At 56.6% G+C, this 21,273-nt stretch carries 20 protein-coding genes; 7 read left to right on the forward strand and 13 right to left on the reverse strand.

The genetic code is table 11. The features are described 5' to 3' along the window. The first annotated feature begins 113 nt into the window (after positions 1 to 113). The 7 genes from GQ39_RS09325 to GQ39_RS32995 all read left to right on the forward strand — a co-directional run bounded on the left by GQ39_RS09325 (position 114) and on the right by GQ39_RS32995 (position 6,934). A complete protein-coding gene (locus tag GQ39_RS09325; protein ID WP_047538666.1) occupies positions 114 to 899 on the forward strand; it encodes an SDR family oxidoreductase in 786 nt (261 codons plus the stop codon). Between the two features lie 10 nt (positions 900 to 909). Further along, positions 910 to 1,380, forward strand: coding sequence for a MaoC family dehydratase (locus tag GQ39_RS09330; RefSeq protein WP_047529118.1), 471 nt, complete (start codon positions 910 to 912; stop codon positions 1,378 to 1,380). Positions 1,381 to 1,387: 7 nt separating this feature from the next. Continuing rightward, complete coding sequence (locus GQ39_RS09335; protein WP_081997878.1) at positions 1,388 to 2,596, forward strand: acetyl-CoA C-acyltransferase; 1,209 nt, start codon at positions 1,388 to 1,390, stop codon at positions 2,594 to 2,596. A 91-nt stretch (positions 2,597 to 2,687) separates the two neighbouring features. Then, positions 2,688 to 3,896, forward strand: coding sequence for a helix-turn-helix transcriptional regulator (locus GQ39_RS09340; RefSeq protein ID WP_047529120.1), 1,209 nt, complete (start codon positions 2,688 to 2,690; stop codon positions 3,894 to 3,896). 112 nt (positions 3,897 to 4,008) lie between these two features. Further along, complete coding sequence (locus GQ39_RS09345; RefSeq protein WP_081997879.1) at positions 4,009 to 5,421, forward strand: DUF1329 domain-containing protein; 1,413 nt, start codon at positions 4,009 to 4,011, stop codon at positions 5,419 to 5,421. A 178-nt stretch (positions 5,422 to 5,599) separates the two neighbouring features. Continuing rightward, a complete protein-coding gene (locus GQ39_RS09350; protein WP_047529122.1) occupies positions 5,600 to 6,640 on the forward strand; it encodes a Rieske 2Fe-2S domain-containing protein in 1,041 nt (346 codons plus the stop codon). A gap of 12 nt (positions 6,641 to 6,652) precedes the next feature. After that, positions 6,653 to 6,934 (forward strand): hypothetical protein, encoded by a 282-nt coding sequence (locus GQ39_RS32995; protein WP_139213587.1) that lies wholly within the window; start codon positions 6,653 to 6,655, stop codon positions 6,932 to 6,934. A gap of 318 nt (positions 6,935 to 7,252) precedes the next feature. Here the strand turns inward: GQ39_RS32995 and GQ39_RS09355 are convergent, their stop codons facing one another. The 13 genes from GQ39_RS09355 to GQ39_RS09415 form a co-directional block, all read right to left on the reverse strand. Then, positions 7,253 to 7,696: a hypothetical protein gene (locus GQ39_RS09355; RefSeq protein ID WP_047529124.1), complete on the reverse strand. Its 444-nt coding sequence runs from the start codon at positions 7,694 to 7,696 to the stop codon at positions 7,253 to 7,255. A gap of 183 nt (positions 7,697 to 7,879) precedes the next feature. Continuing rightward, the gene (locus tag GQ39_RS09360; RefSeq protein WP_047529126.1) at positions 7,880 to 8,521 is read right to left on the reverse strand and encodes a 3-oxoacid CoA-transferase subunit B; all 642 of its coding nucleotides are present in this window, start codon (positions 8,519 to 8,521) and stop codon (positions 7,880 to 7,882) included. An 8-nt stretch (positions 8,522 to 8,529) separates the two neighbouring features. Continuing rightward, positions 8,530 to 9,222 (reverse strand): 3-oxoacid CoA-transferase subunit A, encoded by a 693-nt coding sequence (locus tag GQ39_RS09365; protein WP_047529128.1) that lies wholly within the window; start codon positions 9,220 to 9,222, stop codon positions 8,530 to 8,532. 305 nt (positions 9,223 to 9,527) lie between these two features. Further along, positions 9,528 to 10,865 (reverse strand): MFS transporter, encoded by a 1,338-nt coding sequence (locus GQ39_RS09370; protein ID WP_047529130.1) that lies wholly within the window; start codon positions 10,863 to 10,865, stop codon positions 9,528 to 9,530. Between the two features lie 927 nt (positions 10,866 to 11,792). Then, on the reverse strand, positions 11,793 to 12,197 hold the full coding sequence (locus tag GQ39_RS09375) for a DUF2251 domain-containing protein (protein ID WP_047529132.1): 405 nt from the start codon (positions 12,195 to 12,197) through the stop codon (positions 11,793 to 11,795). 334 nt (positions 12,198 to 12,531) lie between these two features. Beyond that, on the reverse strand, positions 12,532 to 12,789 hold the full coding sequence (locus tag GQ39_RS09380; RefSeq protein WP_047529134.1) for a hypothetical protein: 258 nt from the start codon (positions 12,787 to 12,789) through the stop codon (positions 12,532 to 12,534). Between the two features lie 92 nt (positions 12,790 to 12,881). Further along, positions 12,882 to 13,772: a helix-turn-helix domain-containing protein gene (locus tag GQ39_RS09385; RefSeq protein ID WP_047529135.1), complete on the reverse strand. Its 891-nt coding sequence runs from the start codon at positions 13,770 to 13,772 to the stop codon at positions 12,882 to 12,884. Between the two features lie 343 nt (positions 13,773 to 14,115). Continuing rightward, complete coding sequence (locus GQ39_RS09390; RefSeq protein ID WP_047529137.1) at positions 14,116 to 15,558, reverse strand: NAD(P)(+) transhydrogenase (Re/Si-specific) subunit beta; 1,443 nt, start codon at positions 15,556 to 15,558, stop codon at positions 14,116 to 14,118. Then, entirely contained in the window at positions 15,558 to 15,881 is a 324-nt protein-coding gene (locus GQ39_RS09395) for an NAD(P) transhydrogenase subunit alpha (protein ID WP_003187010.1), read from the reverse strand. The genes GQ39_RS09390 and GQ39_RS09395 overlap by 1 nt, the downstream gene beginning before the upstream one ends. A 15-nt stretch (positions 15,882 to 15,896) precedes the next feature. Continuing rightward, positions 15,897 to 17,018: a Re/Si-specific NAD(P)(+) transhydrogenase subunit alpha gene (locus GQ39_RS09400; protein WP_047529157.1), complete on the reverse strand. Its 1,122-nt coding sequence runs from the start codon at positions 17,016 to 17,018 to the stop codon at positions 15,897 to 15,899. Positions 17,019 to 17,102: 84 nt separating this feature from the next. Next, on the reverse strand, positions 17,103 to 18,077 hold the full coding sequence (locus tag GQ39_RS09405) for a transporter (RefSeq protein ID WP_236693089.1): 975 nt from the start codon (positions 18,075 to 18,077) through the stop codon (positions 17,103 to 17,105). Between the two features lie 83 nt (positions 18,078 to 18,160). Further along, positions 18,161 to 19,210, reverse strand: coding sequence for an alpha/beta fold hydrolase (locus GQ39_RS09410; protein WP_047529162.1), 1,050 nt, complete (start codon positions 19,208 to 19,210; stop codon positions 18,161 to 18,163). A gap of 83 nt (positions 19,211 to 19,293) precedes the next feature. After that, positions 19,294 to 20,943, reverse strand: a complete 1,650-nt coding sequence (locus GQ39_RS09415) for a flavin-containing monooxygenase (RefSeq protein WP_047529163.1) — start codon at positions 20,941 to 20,943, stop codon at positions 19,294 to 19,296. Positions 20,944 to 21,273 lie beyond the last annotated feature (330 nt).

Here is a 21,273-nt window from a genome sequence, read left to right on the forward strand (position 1 = left end):
GCGGGCAAACCGAGCTCCCAGGGACACCGGGGTTTTATACCCTGTTTTGACGATGCGCCCGCCTGGCGCCCTCCCTACAAATGCAGGGCATTCATTCCCTGGAGGTAGACGCTGTGAAACAAGCCCCCCCTTATGTTCCCGGTCATCAACTGCTGGCAGGCAAGTCGGTGCTGATTACAGCCGCCGCAGGTGCCGGTATCGGGTACTCAGCCGCCCGGCGCAGCGCCGAGGAGGGCTGCCGGGCATTGATGATTTCCGACGTGCACCCGCGTCGCCTTGAAGAGGCGGTGGAGCGCCTCAAGGCCGAAACGGGCCTGCAAGCCATTTATGGCCAATTGTGCAATGTCACCCTCGAAAATGAGGTCCAGGCCCTGGTGGCGAGCGCCGAGGAACACCTCGGCGGCGTCGATGTGCTGATCAACAATGCGGGCCTCGGTGGCCAGAAGCGCGTGGTCGAGATGAGCGACGAAGAGTGGCTGCGGGTGTTGGATGTGACCCTGACGGGCACGTTTCGCATGACCCGCGCGATGCTGGGGCCGATGCAACGCCGTGGCGCGGGTGCCATCGTCAATAATGCCTCGGTCCTCGGTTGGCGCGCCCAGAAGGAACAGGCGCATTACGCCGCGGCCAAGGCCGGGGTCATGGCGCTGACCCGTTGCAGCGCGCTGGAGGCCGCGGAGTATGGCGTGCGTATCAACGCGGTGTCGCCATCGATTGCCCTGCATGACTTTCTCAAGAAGGCTTCCAGTGAAGAGCTGCTCGCCAGCCTGGCCGGGCGCGAGGCGTTCGGGCGTGCCGCCGAAGTCTGGGAAGTCGCCAACGTGATGATGTTCCTGGCCAGCGATTACGCCTCCTACATGGTCGGCGAAGTGTTGTCCGTCAGTTCCCAACAAGCCTGAGGAGTAGGCGATGACTCATGTTTTCAGCAGTGCCCGGGCGTTGCTCGAGGCCGAAGGCCTGGACCTCGGCTGCACCGAGTGGCTGACCATCAACCAGGCGCGCATCGATCTGTTCGCCGAAGCCACCGGCGATCACCAGTGGATTCATGTCGATCCGGTACGCGCCGCCACCGGCCCGTTCGGTGCTTGCATCGCCCACGGTTACCTGACCCAGTCGCTGGTTAACCTGTTCCTGCCGCAATTGCTCACGATCGACAACATGGCGATGGGCGTCAATTACGGCAGTGACCGCGTGCGCTTCCCGGCACCGGTCAAGGTTGGATCGCGGGTGCGTGGCAGCGCCAGCATCGTGCGTGCCGAACAACTGGCGGACGCCGTGCAACTGGTGGTGCGCGTCACTGTGGAAGTCGAGGGCCAGTCGCGCCCCGGCTGTGTAATCGACACGATCAGCCGCTACACCTTCAACCCTATTACCGAGTGAGCCTGTCATGGATTTGAATGAAGTTGTCATCGTTGCTACTGCGCGGACCGCGCTCGCCAAGTCGTTTCGCGGTTCGTTCAACGACACCGAAGCCCCGGTGCTGGGCGGACACGTGGTACGGGCCGTGGTCGAGCGGGCCGGTATCGAACCGGGTGAAGTGGATGATGTGATCATGGGCGCTGCGGTGCAGCAGGGTACCCAGGCCTACAACATCGGCCGCCTGTGCGCCTATACCGGCGGCTTGCCGGACACCGTGCCGGGCATGGCCCTGGATCGCATGTGCGCCTCGGGCTTGATGAGCATCGGCGTCGCGGCCAAGGGCATCATGACCGGCGAGTTGAACATCGCCATCGGCGGTGGCGTGGAATCGTTGTCACTGACCCAGACCAAGCACAAGAACAGCTATCGCGCCCAGTCCGAAGCCGTATTGCAGATCATGCCCAGCGCCTACATTCCGATGCTGGAAACCGCTGAAATCGTGTCGCGTCGCTACGGCATTAGCCGCGCTGCTCAGGACGAGTATGCCTTGCAGAGCCAACTGCGCACCGCCGCCGCCCAGCGTGACGGATTGTTCGACGAGGAAATCGTTGGCTTGAGCGTCGACAAGCTGTGTTTCGATGCCGCCGGCCAACCCAGCGGTCATCAGCGTGTGGTGGTCGAGCGCGACGAATGCAATCGCCCCAACACGCGCCTGGAGGACCTGGCGTCGCTCAAGCCGGTGTGGAAGGACGGTAAATGGATTGAGCAGGGGGAGTTCATTACTGCCGGCAACGCTTCGCAGTTTTCCGACGGTGCATCGGCCAGCCTGCTGATGAGTCGCGTGGAAGCCCAGCGTCGCGGGCTGACTCCGCTGGGCATCTATCGGGGCATTGCCGTGGGCGGCTGCGCCCCCGAGGAAATGGGCATCGGCCCGGTGGTGGCGGTGCCCAAGTTGCTCAAGCGCTTTGGCCTGAGCGTGGCGGACATCGGCCTGTGGGAAATCAACGAAGCCTTCGCCTGCCAGGTGCTGCATTGCCGCGATGCGTTGCAAATCCCGGCCGAACGCCTGAACGTCAACGGCGGTGCAATCTCCATTGGCCATCCGTTCGGCATGTCCGGTGCGCGCATGGTCGGTCACGCACTGCTGGAAGGTCGTCGTCGCGGCGCCTGTTATGTGGTGATTGCCATGTGCATCGGTGGCGGCATGGGCGCGGCCGGGTTGTTCGAACTGCCTTAAGATGGACCACGGTGCAATGCGCATCGATATCACCCATGACCATTGATTCAAGCGGGCCCCTTAGTCCGGGCCCGCTGCCGGGGGAGTGGCAATGCAAAGTCGCTTGACGAACACACAGGTCCTGACTGAGATGGGGCTGGAGCTTTCAGACTACGAACGGCTCATCGGCAACATGTACGATTCGGCCATGGATATCCGCCGTTTGGGTGATTCGTTGCGCCAGCTGCGTTCACTGTTCAAGGCCAATTTCGTGACCTTGATCCTGCGCGTTCAGGATGAGCCGCTGCTGTCGCCGATGATGGTCGCCGGCGATGTCGAGCTGGGGGAGGGGGGCATCAACCATTACGCCTACTATTCCAAATCCACGCTGTTCGACAATCTGCCCACCGACACGGTTTTCACCGTGGATGAATTGGTGAGCGAGGCCGAGTGGCTTGGTTCTTCTTTTTATCTGCTCTACTGCCAACCCTATAACTGTCATCAGATGCTGGGTGCCGATATCCGCATGCCCGATGGCAGCGCCGTACGTTTCCGGATCAACCGCCCACGGGATCAGGCACGGTTTTCTCACGTCGATCGAGCCATGTGCGAGATGCTCCTGCCGCATTTGCGCCGTGCGTTGCACATGCATTCACAGCTTGATCGCAGTGAATCCCTGGGCAGCCTGTATTCGCAAACCATCAGCCGCATGGCGGTGGCGACCTTCGTCCTCGATGAGAACGGCAGTGTAGTGCAGCTCAATTCGGTGGCCCGGGAGATTCTCGACAGTCAGGACGGCCTTAAAGTCGTTGGCGGTCGGCTCGAAGCCATTTACCCGAGTGACAATCGCGAACTGCTGCGCCTGGTGCGTAATGCCTTTCAGCGGGCAAGCTCGGGCGGTGCCGGCGTGCAGGGTGCCGAGGCCATGTCGATTTCCCGGCCCTCGGGGAAAGTCAGCCTGGGCGTGGTAGTGGAATTGATACCGACGCAGGAGCTGGTCGAGGGCAGGGGGAAACCGACGGTCGTGGTGTATGTGCGCGACGCGGTCAGCAAGTCGCTGGTGAGTAACGTGGCGACGTCGCAGTTGTACAACCTGACGCCGGCGGAAACCGCGCTGGCCCTGGAGCTGGCCAACGGTCTGTCGCTGGAGGAGGCGTCGGAGACATTGAGTATTCGCCGCAACACAGCCCGTGCGCACTTGCGTTCGATTTTTTCCAAGACCGGTGTCCGTCGCCAGACCGAACTGGTGAGGATCATGCTCAACAGTGTCGTGGCGTTGGCGCAGCCCCACGGACCGGGTTTGGCCGAGCCAGCGCTTTAAGTGGTATTGCTTGGGCGCCGGGTAAAAATGCGTTAGTCCGTGCGGACGATGCTTCTCGATCCTTGGGCTGCCGATACTGGGTGACCGCTATCGGTAACCAAGGAGAATAAAAATGACCGGCAGTAACCTGGCCTCCAGTTGTCTTGTCTCGCGGCCTGCCAACGCCACTCCCAGCTGGGTGTTGGGGTTGATATTGGGATGCAGTGCAATCGCCACGGCGAATGCGGCACCCGAAGATGTGGAGCGCCTGGGCAAGGATTTGACCTGTGTCGGCGCCGACAAGAGCGCCAATGCCGATGGCAGCATCCCGGCGTTCAGTGGCAAGTGGCTGGGGGTGCCACCCCACGTGGACTTCAAGGGCACCGGCAACCATCCCATTGACCCGTACCCGGACGAAAAACCGCTGTTCGTGATTACCACGGCCAACCTGGCGCAATACAGCCAGTATCTGTCCGACGGGCAGAAAGCCTTGTTCAAGCTGTACCCGGCTACGTACAAGATGCCGGTCTATCCCTCGCACCGGGATTTCCGTTTCGATGATGGGGTGTGCAATGCCACCCGCGAAAACGCCAGCATCGCGCGACTGGTCGATGACGGTGAAGGGGTGGTGGGCAAAACCGGTGGCACGCCCTTTCCCGTACCACGCAGCGGCCTGGAGCTGCTGAAGAACGCCTCGGCCTTCACCTTGCGCGCCTGGACCGAGGAGTACACCTCCGACAACGCCTATGTGCTCAAGGACGGCAACATCAACTGGGGTCGCGTGCACTCGCGCAACCTGGCGCCGTCGCTGGAACCGGGCAAGAAAGGCGAGACGGTGGGCAACTCGGCGTTCTACCTCAACGAAACGCTTCTGCCACAACGGGACAAGGGCGAGATCAATACCGGCACCGAGTTCTGGAACGACAAGACCGAACCCCGCCAGGCTTGGCGTTACGACCCCGGTACCCGTCGTGTGCGCCAGTCGCCGGGGTATGGCTTCGACATGTCGTTCCCTGGCAGCGGCGGTTCGATCACCGTGGACGAAGTGCGGCTGTTCAACGGCTCGGGCCAGCGTTATGACTGGAAGATCGTCGGCAAGCGCGAGATGTTCATCCCCTACAACACGTATCGCCTGCACGCGGCGAATCTCAAGTACGCCGACTTGCTGACCCCGGGCCACTTCAATCAGGACGCCATGCGCTACGAGCGTCATCGGGTCTGGGAGCTGGAAGGCACCCTGAAGCCGGGTTATCGCCATCTGTACGGCAAACGCAAGCTGTACATCGATGAAGACACCTGGTTCCCGATGCTGGCCGACAACTACGACAACCGTGGCGAGCTATGGCGGACGTCGATGCTGAATTTCTTCTACGCCTATGAAAGCCAGCGACCGCAAGCGGGTGTGGGGCTGTACTACGACCTCAATGCCGGCAGCTACCTGGCGTTCAACCTGATCAATGAACAGCGCAGTGGCTACCAGTTGAACAAGCCGGGTTTCAGTCCGCGGGACTTCGGCCCGGAAGCCGCGCGCCGATTCGGTCAATAGCCGTGGAGCAGGGTGCTCAACGAGCAGTGAGCACCCTTTGAGAATGGATCGCGTTTGATCTAGTCCAACTGAAGGATGATCTCCTTGCGCGGCTGTTCAATGATGCCTGCCATGGGATCGCCCTGTATTTCTTGGGGGCATTACCCGCCCCGAAGTCTGCAATCGAGGAACAATAACAATGACGAAACTCGTTGAGATCAATGTCGAGAACGCCCAGCGCACTCACCGTTACGCGCGTGGCTGGCATTGCCTGGGCAATGCCAGCGAATACCGTGACGGCAAGCCCCATACCCTGGAAGTTTTTGGCACCCGGCTGGTGGCCTTCGCCGACAGCCAAGGCAACATCAGCGTTCTGGATGCCTATTGCCCGCACATGGGCGCCGATCTGTCGCAAGGCACCATCGAGAACGACAAACTGGTCTGTCCCTTCCACCACTGGAAGTACGACACGGGCGGCAAATGCGTGGAGATCCCTTACTGCAAGCGCATTCCACCCAAGGCCAAGACCCGTAGCTGGCTGACCTGCGAAGAAAATAACCTGCTGTTCATCTGGAACAATCCCGAGGGCCGTCCGCCGAAAGAAGGCGTGGTCATCCCGCACCTGCCGGAGATGGACGACCCGGACTGGATCCATGACTGGAACATCGACACCATGCACATCGAGACCAATCCACGGGAGCTGGTCGATAACCTGGTGGACGCCCAGCATTTCGGACCGGTACACGGCACGCCCACCAAATACTTCGCCAACGTCTTTGAAGGTCATATCGGGCACCAGATTTTCCATGGTGACTCCGAGCGCCTGGGCGGCGACCTGATCGCGCCATCGGCCTACTACGGCCCTGCCACCCACTTCACGCAGATCAGCTCGATGTTCGGCGATGTGCGCATCCACGCCATTTTGCTCAACAGCCACGTGCCAGTGACGCCGAACAGCTTCGATTTACGTTTTGGGTGCATGGTCAAACGGGTGCCGGGCTGGACTGAAGAACAGAACCAGGAGGTGGCCAGGGCCTATGTCCAGGGCAATCGGGATTCGTTCTATCAGGACGTCGTGATCTGGAAGCACAAGATACGGATCGATAAGCCGATATTGGCTGAAACCGACGGCCCGGTGTACCAGCTGCGCGAGTGGTACGAGCAGTTCTTCACCGATGAGGATGACGTGCCCGCATTCATGGCCGAACGCCGTGAATTCATCACGGTCGACGAGCGCTGAAGGTGAGGCCCCATGAGCGACACGCCATGCCGTGTCGCTCATGGGGCGTCGGAAAGAGGTCACCCGTTCCGGGTTCTTGAACGACATAGGTCCGACCTGACGGTCACGAGAGCACTGACAATGAAAATAAAAAGTCTTCTTGCCTATCATGTTTGCCTGCTGATTCTGTTCCTGCTGGTGTTCACCGTGCAGGTCTCGCAACCAGCGGAATCTCCCAGCGTAAAAGCCTGCAAGCAGTATGCGGGTTGCGTCGCGATCAGCCAGAGCGTTCCGAACTGGCTTAACCTTCGCTAGCGGCGGCGTTACGCATAAAGAAAGGCGACATCCCTGTCGCCTTTTGCTGTTTCATGACCCTTCAATGTCCACACCACCATTCCGTGAGCAGCGAGACGAGGCGACCTGTATCGAGCAGGCAGAAAACGCGAGGTCATTCAATGCCGGACGGTATCGGAGGAGGGACTGGACGTGGTCGCCAGCCGCTCCCATGGCGATGCCGAGGCGTTGGATAAATGTCTCGACGGGCGCAAGGTGCGCTCACTGAAAAGCGCGGGTTCATCGTGGCCTGGTGGATGTGCGCAAGCCACGGTACCGAACGAATTGCCTGATGCGCCCCTAGCTCGCGCTGATGTTGCCGCAGAAAAGAGGGCGGCTACCGTCCGCCGGGCTGGTACGAACGAGCAAGACATAGTCACCCTTGGTCAGTTCGCTCAGCGCCACCGGCGCCTGGGACCATTGCTGGGTACGCGGGGCCAGCGATGGATAATCGACGCTGTTGGCCTGATGGGTCTTGTACATCGGTTGTGCGCTCAACTGCTGACACGAGCCAGAGTAGATCGCAGTAACGAGGCGGCTAGGTACAGCCAGGTCGTGAGGGACACCACCGACGGTGAGCCAGATGCTGGTTTGGTTGCCCACCGGGCTGAGGGTGGCTCGAGCGATATGCTCGGCGTTTTGCGGGGTAGCATTGAGGGGGACATCGACAACCTCGGTTCTGCTTGCGCAACCTGAAATCGTCCCGACCATCACTACCAACGCCAGCCAAGATTTTCTGTTCATTACAGAACTCCTGATTTGAAGTGCGTTGATTTCATGTCCCCCTGTGTAGTCTAGTGGCCTGCGCTGGGCGCGGGATCTAGCTGATGGGCGGTCATCCTCCACTATGAAATGCGCTGCAATTTTGAATTTATTGAAACAGTTGGATGGCTGGCCCGCCTGTAACGAGCCAACCGACTTGATCCGTTATCGAATCAAAGGCACGCCACTGAGCGTTTGCAAGTCCTCAAAGCTGATATCAGCGACAATCTCCAGGACCTTCAAGCCTTCCGCGGTGACGTCCAGAATAGCCAGGTCGGTATAAATCCGAGTCACGCAGCCAATGCCGGTCAGTGGGTAGGTGCATTGCGGCACCAATTTGCTTTCGCCCGTCTTGGTCAGGTGATCCATCATGACGAACACCTGACGCGCGCCTGTCGCGAGGTCCATCGCGCCACCCACTGCCGGAATGGAGCCTTCGGCGCCGGTGTGCCAGTTGGCAAGGTCGCCGTTGACCGAGACCTGGAAGGCGCCAAGCACGGCAATATCGATGTGCCCGCCGCGCATCATCGAGAACGAATCGGCGTGGTGAAAATAGGCGCCACCGGGCAGCAGCGTCACGTGCTGTTTGCCCGCGTTGATCAGGTCATCATCTTCCTCACCCGGTGCAGGACTCGGGCCCATGCCCAGTACACCGTTTTCACTGTGCAGGAACACTTCCTTGTCACCCAGGTAGTTGGCCACCAGCGTGGGCACGCCAATGCCCAGGTTCACGTAAGAGCCTTCGAGAATATCGTCGGCCACTCGTTGGGCCATTTCGCTACGCGATAGTTTTTTCATAACAGTCATGGCGGGCCTCAGTTGACGTTGGCTTTCGTGAGAGGGGCACGCGGCACTTTGACCACGCGCTGAACGAAGATCCCCGGGGTAATAATGTGTTCGGGGTCCAGCTCTCCCAACTCGACGATCTGATTGACCTGGGCGATTGTCGTTGTCGCCGCCATCGCCATGATTGGTCCAAAATTACGCGCGGCTTTGCGATAGGTGAGGTTGCCCCAGCGATCGCCCTTTTCGGCCTTGATCAGTGCGACATCGGCGCGCAACGGCATTTCCAGCACATAGTTGCGACCGTCGATCACTCGGGTTTCTTTGCCTTCGGCCAGCAACGTGCCATACCCGGTGGGCGAATAAAACGCACCGATTCCAGAGCCTGCCGCGCGGATACGTTCGGCCAGATTGCCTTGTGGCACGACTTCAAGCTGTACCTTTCCTGCCAGGTAGAGCTCGTCGAATACATAGGAATCGGATTGGCGTGGAAACGAACAGATGACCTTGGCAACGCGCCCGGCCTTGAGCAGTGCCGCCAGACCAATCTCACCGTTGCCGGCATTGTTGCTGATGATGGTCAGCTCGCGAGCGCCGGAAGCAATGACACCATCTACCAACTCCGACGGCATCCCGGCAGTGCCGAAGCCACCCACCATGATGACCGAACCATCGGCAATGCCGTCTAGTGCAGCAGCGACGGACTCAAATGTTTTGTTGATCAAGACGTACTCCCGTTTTTATGTTGGCTGAACAGAATGATCCGATGGAAAAAACCGCTGGATCATCGTGACGGTTAAGATGTGCATAGCGTGCCAAACAATGGGGCAAGGAGGGTGTCCCGACATGTGATGTCGTGCGATTAGCGAACGAAACCGTAACACCGTGACAGGTACCTTGGAGCATTCAGCTGTGCATGTGCGAGGTTAGCGAACCCATCCTTGGCATTGGGTTGGGTTGTACCGGGGTTAGAGGAAGACGAACCTTAATGAGCGTCTTCCTCGAGACCTTCCCGTGTAACCGCTGAGCGTCAATGAGTGGCGAGCGGATGACCTTCCACCGCATCGATTTGAGGGCGAATAATGATCAGCCCGGCTGAGGCAATGATCAGTGGAATGATCAGTGCTGAGTAGTAGCCAGCGGGCCCACCGTGTTCAAGAAACCAGCCACCGCTTGCCGATCCGATAATGGCCCCGACCCGCCCCAGTGCAATAGCCCAGCCTGTTGCCGTTGCACGCAGTGCAGTGGGGTAGGCTTGGGCAACCATGTAGTTCAATACTATTTGCTGACCTCCGATACCTACACCGGCGCAGCCGGCCAGGATAAACACCAGGGTCCAATTGGTGCCACTGTTAGCCAGTCCCCAGCAAAGCGCGATCCCGAACAGGAACAGGATAAGCAGCAAAAGCCGCGTGTTGATCTTCGGCAAGATGATAGACAGTGGTATGGCACACGCAACAAACACTGCATTGACCGCGACAGTCCCCATTGGCGCCTGCTCTGCGGGTAATCCGGTCGCTTTAAGAACAGTGGGCAGCCAGGATAGAAACATAAACCAGGCAACCCAGTTAAACAGGTAGACCGTCCATATCCCCAGGGTATTACGAGCCAGGCCGCCATTGAACAACGAAGCCACCCTGGTTTTGACTTCCGTCTCAGGAACGCTATAAGTGGCGTCCGGTGTTGTTTGGGTTTTGGTGATGCGGGCAATAATTCGCGCAATCTTTTGACGGCTGAGAGTTGATTGATTCCTCGCTAAAAAATACAGCGACTCAGGCAACGCGAACACTAATACCCCCACCAGCGCCAGCGGCACTACACCGCCAACCGCAAAAATGCCTTGCCAGCCGATCGAGGGCAGCATTTTTGCCGCCAACAATCCGCCCAGAATGGCGCCCGCAGGCAATCCAAGCAAAACAGTGGTCATGATTGTGCCGCGATGTTTGGCGCTGCCGTACTCGGCCGCAAGCGACAGAACCACGGGCGTTGCGCCACCCATTCCAAGTCCCGCGATAAACCGCAAAACCAGAATTTGTTCGGTAGTGTGCGCAAATGCGGTGGCTAAGGAGGCCACACCAAATAAGGTGACCGATCCGATAATTGTCGGTCGTCGACCAAATTTGTCGCCCAACAGTCCCAATGTCATTGCCCCGAGCACCATGCCGACAATACCGGCGGTGAGAATCGGTGCCAATGCACCTGCGCCCAGTCCGAAAAACTGAGTGATTGAGGGACCTGTGAAGGCAATGGCTTGAGTATCAAAGCCGTCGAGTATGGCTACGAAAAAGCAGAGGCCAAACACTTTCCATTGAAATGCGCTGATTCGAGTGCCGTCGAGAAGCGTGGGAATCGAACAATGAGTACTCATAATTGCTCCATTAAAAGGCATTTTTATTTTTTATGCGTACGCATAGCCTTACGGATCACAGGCTAAGTTCGAAACTCACCGGGGTCTAATATCATTTGAGTGGTGTGTGATACCTAGAAGGTATGAACTGCTATTGCATGATCAATTTCACGTGCCCTCAAACGTCGTGGCCCTGATAACCCCGCTGCTTTGCAGGACAGGACAACTTCTCGTAACAGAATGGCAACGAGCAGACGGGGCGAGGGGCAGGGGGGAAGGCAGTGGTCGATGTCGAAATTGAACAGCTATTACGTTAGCAGTGCTGCATCGCTTGGAGTGAAGGACTGTCTAACTTGCTACGCGATGGCAAATACCTAGTTCTCAAACTTCCGGACTTGATTTGGTCAAGTGATAGCCGCTTGATGCTCAGTTCGGCTGCCGTGAATAAAGAAGAAATAATTCATGAGCTCTGCGCTCCAAGTAGTTTTTTCGCCATGTCCTCGTTGCATACGGGCTGCAAAAGGTGCCGTTGGCGATGGCGCGTGCGGTGTATCTAGCTGCACGTGTCTGCACACGATGCGGTTGCTGGTCCTGCGTTGCTTAGGGGCGCGGGCGAAGTTTTGCTCAATGAAACTGGCAATCCAATACAGTACGGAACGCAGGACAACACCCAAGCAGCATGACGACGCTGTTGATGAGCAATTGGGCGCTGAGGGAGAGAATCAAAACTAAACACGCCTGTCATTAATCGAGCAATACTGCATTTAACATAATATACATTATGCGAACCGTGATATACGAAGCCTGGGTGTCTTTGCTGCCGCTTTTCACCTGGTGACCAGGCTAGCCAAGTCGAATTTCTCGCATGCGAGAAAACACCGTGACGAAATTACGATTCAAGTCGCCATGCTTTCTGACACATGGCGTTTAACGCAATTTGATGCTGTTTCACGCAAACAACTCAAGCGCCGAATCATCCCATTCGTGTCCACGCTCGGACCAGCCATTGTCACTTTGCGGCGGGAACCCGGTACGGCAATATCCTTGCTTCGCCGTGAAATCAAGTATGGCATGCGGGTAATCGTTGATCAGCAGCGCAGCCTTGCTGTGATCAACCGACCAGCCGATCTTCACGCTGGAGGGTTTGTGTTTGTCAGAAACGTCCGCCACGTTGTAGATATGCAGCGCATCCTGAATCGGGTTGCCTTCAGCCGCTGTGTCCAGCGCGTAGAAATAGCCGGTATCTTCGTCGTCTTCGAATACGACAACGTAAGTTCCTGCCTCCGCAGGAGCTTCTGTGACGGAGCCTTGGCCCACATGCAGTTCAGATTCGGCTGTCAGGTATATTGGCATCGGGTATTCCTATACGGGTTGAATATCTGGAGCATTCGATAATGCCAACGGCCATTGGCGGATCACAACGGCAAGATGACGGTGGTTAACCTGCCCTACGCTACCGACAAATAACTGATTATTATAACTAAACTAAATATCCATTTAGTTTAGTTATAATAAAGAGGCGGTTATTGGACGATAGAATAAGATGGCACCGCCCCTAAGGATCTCCCTGTCGCATCCACTGAGATCCGATCCCTGATCCACCAAGATTTCGTCGTAAAGACTTTCAAGACGATATGGTAGCGCTCCCCTACTCTGCTCCATCAAATCATGCGCCAGATGGCCTGCTTTATTTTTTATCCGTCGGATCAGACATCGCCTCGCCGATGGTTGCAGACTCGCAAGGCAAATATTGTTTCGGGATAGAGGTTTCGCCCGGACGTCGTGTGAGGGTTAACTGGGATTTACCGCGAATCTTCTCTTCCCATTTGGCACGTTCCTGCGTGATGTTTTCGATCCGGACCTTCCTGTCTATGGTTCTGAGTGTTATCAGCGCCGCAACCAATACCGATATGACAGCGGATGATAGAATGTCTAAGAGGTCCATGTTTTTTCCGATAGCAGTTGACGGCAAATGCTTGACTTCGCTTGCCCTTGTTCAGCGAAGCAGAAAAATTCATTTCGATATTTGCAGGAACGCTATTCTTGGTTTTTAATTCGTCTTAGTTGTGTAGGTGTCACGCCAAGTTTGGTACGCAGGATGCGAGTTAAATGCGCCTGATCCGAAAATCCGCAATGATATGCAATTTCTTTAATCGAAAGTGTTCCATTGTACAGCAGCCGCTTCGCTCGCTCGACGCGCTGCTCGGTGACAAATGTATGTGGCGAACAATGAAATGATTCGCTGAATTTTTTCGAGAATGTCCAGACTCCCAAGCCTACTGCATCGGCCATTTCATCCAGGCGTATGGATTGTTCCAAATGGCTATCGATAAAGTCGAGCAAATGTTTCTTCTGCTGTTGAGATAGGCGACCAGGCGTACAGGATTCTTTAAAGGTGACGCTGGCGTAATTTCGGAGAAGGTGAATGGCTAACTGCATGCTCAAGGCCTCAACATACAACGATCCACCAATTCCACGGCTTCTGACTTCGCTTGTAATTGCGCTGACAATGGAAGTCAGAATCGAGTCTTGCGTACGGAGCAGATCATGCAGGCGGACCTCTTCAATCGGACGTTCCATAACATCCATGGCAACACGTGACATCAGCGCATTGGAAAGATAGAGGTGAGAAACATCAATGTCTTCGGTCCAGTTCCAATGGGAGTCCTGTGACATTGTAAGCAGGGAAATATCGCCCGGAGCGCAAGCGGTACGCGTCCACCCTTCATCCACGCATCTATCCATCGGTGTATGGCCCAGGAAATAATAAACGATCATGAAATGATCGAGGGGTGGGATAAGGACGTCCTGACCTTTGTATCGATATGACCGCTGCTCTATATCTTTCCAGCCGAGTTCTTCGCTTGAGCTGAGAACTACGCCTGGCACCCACTTGAGAAGTTCCTTTGGAGTAATGACAGTCGGCATACTTAAAGTCTCATTTGAGGGCCGTCCCCCTTGCTCTTATTGCGCTCCTACGCAGAATTGAAAGCACTCAAGAGGTGGTCGGCTAGTATTGTTTTTATTAGTATATGCAGCATGTCGGGATACTAGCATGGGATTCTCGGTGTCGAAAGAGATATCAATCGCCATGCGACTTAAAGTTATTATAAAAAATCCGGACGCTAATATGAAAAAGACATAACAAAATACCAACTAATTCCCATGAGCTGATGGTTTCGAATTTTTCCTGTCCAGGCAAAAAAACGGCCGCCTGGGGGTGGCCGTAAAGGGGCTGCGAGACGTAGTTCTCGCAGCGGAGCGACTTATATCAGGCCTTCACCATGTCCTCGATGACCTTCTTGGCGTCGCCGAACACCATCATGGTCTTGTCCAGGTAGAACAGTTCGTTGTCCAGGCCGGCATAGCCGCTGGCCATCGAGCGTTTGTTGACGATGATGGTCTTGGCCTTGAACGCTTCGAGGATCGGCATGCCGGCAATCGGCGATTTCGGATCGTTCTTCGCGGCCGGGTTGACCACGTCGTTGGCGCCCAACACCAGGACCACGTCGGCCTGACCGAACTCGGAGTTGATGTCTTCCATCTCGAACACCTGGTCGTAAGGCACCTCGGCCTCGGCCAGCAATACGTTCATGTGGCCAGGCATCCGCCCTGCCACCGGGTGGATCGCGTACTTCACGGTCACGCCACGGTGGGTCAGCTTCTCGGTCAGTTCCTTCAGCGCATGCTGGGCGCGGGCCACCGCCAGGCCGTAGCCCGGAACGATGATCACGGTGTCGGCGTTGGTCAGCAGGAAGGTCGCGTCGTCAGCCGAGCCGGATTTCACCGGACGGGCTTCCTTGGCGCCTGCCGGGCCTGCGTCGGCTGTGTTGCCGAAACCGCCGAGCAACACGTTAAAGAAGGAGCGATTCATCGCCTTGCACATGATGTACGAGAGGATCGCACCGGACGAGCCCACCAGGGAGCCGGCAATGATCAGCATCGAGTTGTTCAGCGAGAAGCCGATACCCGCCGCCGCCCAGCCGGAGTAGCTGTTGAGCATCGACACCACCACCGGCATGTCGGCGCCACCGATCGGGATGATGATCAGCACGCCCATGACGAACGCCAGGGCCAGCATCAAGGCGAAAGCGCTGAGGTGGCCGGTCAGCATGAAGGTCACGCCCAGCGCCAGTGTGGCCAGGCCCAACAGCAGGTTCAGTTTGTGCTGGCCGGCGAACTGTACCGGTGCGCCCTGGAACAGGCGGAACTTGTACTTGCCGGACAGCTTGCCAAACGCGATCACCGAACCGGAGAACGTGATGGCACCGATGGCGGCGCCGAGGAACAGTTCCAGTCGGTTACCCGCCGGAATCGAATCACCCAGGTGCTTGACGATGCCCAGGGACTGCGGCTCGACGACGGCGGCAATGGCGATGAACACCGCGGCCAGACCGATCATGCTGTGCATGAACGCGACCAGTTCCGGCATCTTGGTCATTTCAACGCGCTTGGCCATGATCGAACCGGCCGTGCCGCCGATCAGCAGGCCGACAATCACGTAACCAATGCCGGCTGTCGCCCCGCCTTGTCCAAAAGAGAGCGCGCCCAGCTTATAGATGAGGCCGACGGTGGTGAGGATCGCCAGGGCCATGCCGAGCATGCCGAACAGGTTGCCGCGACGCGACGTGGTGGGGTGCGACAGGCCTTTGAGGGCCTGGATGAAGCAGATCGACGCGATCAGGTAGAGCGTCGTTACGAGGTTCATGCTCATTACTTCGGCGCCTCTTCTTTTACGGCTTTCGGGGCTTTTTTCTTGAACATCTCAAGCATGCGGCGAGTGACCAGGAAGCCACCGAACACGTTGACCGCCGCCAGCGCGACCGCGAGGGTGCCCATGGTCTTGCCCAGTGGCGTCACGGTCAAAGCCGCTGCCAGCATGGCGCCGACGATCACGATCGCCGAAATGGCGTTGGTCACGGCCATCAAAGGCGTGTGCAGCGCAGGTGTAACGTTCCAGACCACGTGATAACCGACATAAATCGCCAGCACGAAGATGATCAGGTTGTAGATACCGGGGGAGATAAGCTCTTCCATCGTCTGAATCCCTGCTTAGGCGTTTTTGCGGATGACTTGGCCGTCGCGGCACATCAGGCACGCGGCGACGATGTCGTCTTCGAGGTTGATCTCGAACTGGCCTTCCTTGGTGAAGACCAGTTTCAGGAAGTCCAGCAAGTTGCGGGCATACAGCGCTGAAGCATCTGCCGCGACCGCACCGGCGAGGTTGGTCGGACCGACAATGGTCACGCCATTTTCGACGACCACCTGATCGGCCACGGTCAGCGGGCAGTTGCCGCCCTGGGCGGCGGCAAGGTCGATGACCACCGAGCCCGGTTTCATCTGTGCCACGGTTTCGGCGCTCAACAGCGTCGGCGCCTTGCGGCCCGGAATCAGCGCGGTGGTGATGACGATATCTGCCTGCTTGGCGCGCTCGTGCACGGCCACCGCCTGGCGCTGCATCCAGCTGGCCGGCATGGGCCGCGCGTAACCGCCGACACCGACGGCGCATTCACGCTCTTCGTCGGTCTCGTAGGGCACGTCGACGAACTTGGCGCCGAGGGATTCGATCTGCTCTTTTACCGCGGGGCGCACGTCAGACGCTTCGATCACGGCACCCAGACGTTTCGCCGTGGCAATCGCCTGCAGCCCGGCCACGCCGGCGCCGAGAATCAGCACGCGTGCCGCTTTCACGGTACCTGCAGCGGTCATCAGCATCGGCATGAAGCGCGGATAGTAATGAGCGGCCAGCAGCACGGCTTTATAGCCGGCAATGTTGGCTTGCGAGGACAGCACATCCAGGCTTTGGGCGCGGGAGGTACGCGGTGCGGCCTCCAGCGCGAAAGCGGTCATGCCGCACTCGGCCATTTTGGCGATGGTTTCATTGCTGAACGGGTTGAGCATGCCCACCACAACGGTGCCGCGCTTGATCAGCGCCAGCTCGCTGTCGCTGGGCGCGACCACCTTAAGAATCAGCTCCGCACCAAACGCATCGTTGGCGCTGCCAATGATCGCGCCTGCCGCTTCATAAGCACTGTCGACAACACTGGCGTTAATGCCGGCGCCGCTTTGGACGGTGATTCTATGGCCTTGGCCAACGAGGTTTTTCACCGTTTCCGGCGTAGCAGCCACACGGGTCTCTCCAGCGTGTGTTTCGCGAGTTATACCAATATGCACGGCGAATCTCTCTGGATAATGACGTTAGAGCGGAGCGTGTTGTGGAGTCCCTTCCAGACTCTCCATGATCAAGAACGGTGTTGCTTAGAATACGTAAAGCAATCGAAGATTAAGGCGAGACTCTTCCTTGAAGCCATTATCAACTGAAATATCACGCCCCAATGTCGCAAGCAGTTGTGTTTTGGGGGTAACAAAATAAGACCCTCCCAACATTATTTTTTCTTGACCGCTTTCATCTTTCAAATCAGTTCCGTCAACTTCTCTCTCCCCTCCCCATAGCCGGGAATAACCGACATGAATGGTCGCGCGCTCACTGAGTTTGTACCTGGCAAATCCTTGCATCTGGTACTGTGGACGCTGCTTCATCGTCAGATCGTCGGGGGAGTAACTATCGTTGTCACCGAAAAAAGTAACGTCAGCGACGAAATCCAGAATGACGTGGCTGCCGATGCCGTGCATGTACCCACCCTGCAAAACATACTTCCATCTGTTTTCCCCAATATTCAGCTCTTTATTCTTGCTGTAGTCTCCCAAAGGCAAAAACAGATATTGAGTTATGCCCAATGCGCGGTTTGCCGAAGGGTCCTGGTGGATCCAGATCGCATTGGCCAGAATGGGATCGCCCATTCCTGTTTCGCTGCCCATGGTTTTTATATCGCCACCTGCCGACAGGTGGCCAAAAGGCAATAGAAGTTGGATATTCGTCAGCAGGCCTGCAAACTCCTGATAGCTGACCCCCCTCAGAATGGCGACGTCCGACTGAAGGTTATATTTGTCGCTTAAACGATTGCCACGCACGTAATAATCGTCGCGCTCGGCGTGCTGTAAATAAACAAGTCCAAGCTTTGTGCCATCTGGCATTGGCGTATAGTCACCAGGATCGACATCCAATGCGTGACACACAATAGATAGTTGAAGGCAGAAAACTAAAATCATCAACCGAAACGCATGGCGAATTCGGACGTTTATGTTGTTTTTTCTGAGGCTATCAACGTTAGCGTCAGAACTCGGCTCGAGCGTATTTGGCACGCGCAAAAAATGTGCTGTTGTTATTTTCATCTTCAACCCTGTTTTTTATAAAATTGTTCTGGGTTTGGCACAGGAGTCCTGTGCCATTTATTTATTGTTCTTGAAGGCGTGTTTCAATGTGTTGGGGATGACAGCAGCTCTGCCAGATGGGCGTCCAGTTGATTGAGCATTTCAGTATCGGTGCCAAACAGTCCGAGGTGACCATCGATTGAACTCAAGGGCCTGAACTCGCTGTTCGGGATCATTTTTTGCTCCGACAAACAATCCTCCACGGTAAAGAATTGGTCGTGCGAGATTGGCATTACATAGACTTTCGCTTTGATTTGACCCAGGGCTGTCGCAAGATCACCGCCCGTGTTTCGACTGACATCTCCCCGCTGCCATTTCCAGGCCATGGTCAGGAGGTTGTTAGGGTCCATTGCCGCAAAGTAGCTCGCCATGAAACTGTCGACGAATATCTTCATCGACTCGAAACCCAGCGCCTTATGCCGCTCGGCGAGGAAGAATTCGGTACTCCAGCCCATCAATGCCCACAGTTTCGCATGCCGCTTGAGTCCGGCCTGTACTTCTGACGATAAGCTGTATAAGCCCGCCCGGAAGGCCGGATCGGTCGTTATCGCTTCAATGAGTAATTCGGTAAACAGGAAGTCATGTTCGCTATTGCGCGCTGTACCCGCTATCGCTGCGGCGCGTTTGACAAAGTCTGGATAGCGCACGGCCCACTCGTAGGTTTGCTGCGCCCCCATCGACCCCCCCACCACTAACGCCAGGCTCTCGATCCCAAAGTACTCGGTCAGCAATGTGTGCTGGGCACTGACGTCATCGCCAATCCTGACATTCGGGAATCCAGGACCTGCCAGCGATCCGCCCGTGTTACTCGGAGAGCTGGAAAGGCCGTTACCGATCTGGTTGACAACAATGATGCAGTATTTCGAAGGGTCCAGCGCTCGCCCCTCGCCAATGTATATCTGCTCCATCGCCTTGCTCGTGCCGGAGTACCAGGTCGGAACAAGTATGGCGTTACTCTTGTCGGCGTTCAGGGTGCCATGCACTGCTACTGCCAGTCGGCAGTCAGGAATACATGACCCTTCTTCAAGCTGGAGCGGCCCGATATTAATAAGTTCAAAAGGACCGTGATTTTCTTGGGAGTAATAATTGTTCATTACAGGTTACCTCGTTTATCGAGCTGTCACGGCGAAATAGAGAGTCGTGGTGACAGCTGCAACTAGTGAGCAGTCATTCGACCTCAGGCCATTTCAAAGCCCGGGTAACCCTGTGCGGCGATTTCGTCGCATCGGCGATGATAATTACCAACGCCACCAATATAGGATACGAGTCGGCGCGGTTTTCCATCGACGTTGGAGCCCATGTACCAAGAGTCGGTTTTGACGACCAAGGTCTTCGCCGCCGTCTCGTCGTGATGCTGTACCCAGTCGTCCTCGAACTCTTTGGAGGCTTCTACGACTTGTTTACCGTGCCGGGCGGCAAACTCAATACATCCAGTGATCCAGTCCACCTGCTGCTGCAGGCAGGTGGTCATGTTGCAAAGTGCAGCCGACGGTGCCAACGGTGCACCTGTTGTGAACAGGTTGGGGTAGCCGTGGATCTGCAGTCCCATGGATGTGCGGATTTCTTGTTTCCACTGCTCCCTCAGTGACCGGCTGTCGCGACCGCGAATATCGATCCGGCTGAGTGCGCCGGAACCGGCATCAAAGCCCACGGCCAGCACGATAATGTCGACCTCGTGAATCTTTCCATCGGCGGTCTGGATCCCCTCCGGCACGATGCGCTCGATTGGTGACTGCTTGCAGTCAACCGCCTCGACGTTGGGTTGCAGATAGACTTCAAGGTACTTGTTTTCGAGCGGTACGCGATGGGTGCCGAAACCATAGTCGGTGGGGATCAGCAGGTTGCAAAGATCCGGCTTGGACTGGAGACGCTCACGCATCTTGATACGCACGAACTCCGACACGACTTCGTTGACCTGCTCGTCAAAGAACATCTCGGGAAAAGAAGCCAGCCACATGGCTAACGAGCCATCTTCCCAGAGTTGTTCAAGCACGGCTTGTCGCTCTTCGGGGGACTTCTCGGCCCAGGGGCCGGCGTCGAAGTCGTAGTCGAAACCTGCAAAGGTTTCTCGCACGCGTTTCTTGAGTTGATGGAATTGTGTGCCCCACTTTTCCCAGTCTTCTTTGCTGTATTTGGGGTTCCTCATCGGAATGACATACTGCGGGGTGCGCACGAAGACCTTCATTGATCCCACTGACGGGGCGATGGTCTGAATCACCTGAATACCCGTGGCGCCAGTGCCCACCACGGCCACACGCTTGCCCTTGAAGTCCACGGGGTCTTTTGGCCACAGACCGGTGTGATAGATCTGGCCTTTGAAGTCGGTTTGGCCGGGGAACCGGTCGGACAGTGGGGCGGACAGCATGCCGCAGCAAGAAATCAGGTATTGCGTATTGATCGTTTCACCCGCCTCGGTTGTCACAATCCAGCGACCACTCTCCTCGCAGAAGTGAGCGGAAGCGATACGGGTGTTGAACTGGATATCTTTCTTGAGGTCCAGCCGATCCGCGACGAAGTTCAGCCACTCCTCTGTTTCGGGCTGCGCGGGGAATCGCTCGGTTGGCTGCCAGGATTTGTAGAGTTCTTCGGAGAACCAGTACTGATAAATTTCAGCCTGAGAGTCAAAGCGCGCACCGGGGTAACGATTCCAATACCATGTGCCGCCAACACCGGAAGCCGTATCGTAGGAGCGGACCGTCAAGCCCATTTCACGAAGTCGATACAACTGATAGAGGCCAGCAACCCCAGCACCAATCACCATTGCGTCCAGGTAGGTGACTTTACCGTCGCCGGTAAACGCAGAGGTGAGTTTAGATTGAGCACTCATTTTGAAACCTCATATTGTTATGTTTATATTTGCCTTTACTTACTTGCTGCCAGGCAATGGTTAAGGCGCGGATAAACGTTAACAATGAAGGCGAGTGTCACTCTTGAAGGAAATGGTGAATAGCTTGAAGAATCCGGTGCAGTGACAGGCGGTATGACCCGCAAAATTGATTGGAGAACGCCGCGAACGATGAGCGGGCTCATCGTCGCTTTGCTCTTTTCCCAGGCGTGACCGGCCTCGTGATAGCCCTCCTCCGGTATTTTCGCTATACAAGATAAGTGCGTTTGTATCTACGCCCGCACTATTTGCCCAGCCTATTTGAACGGACTT

It is taken from the genome of Pseudomonas sp. 11/12A (assembly GCF_000800055.1).
GTDB classification, from domain to species: domain Bacteria; phylum Pseudomonadota; class Gammaproteobacteria; order Pseudomonadales; family Pseudomonadaceae; genus Aquipseudomonas; species Aquipseudomonas mohnii.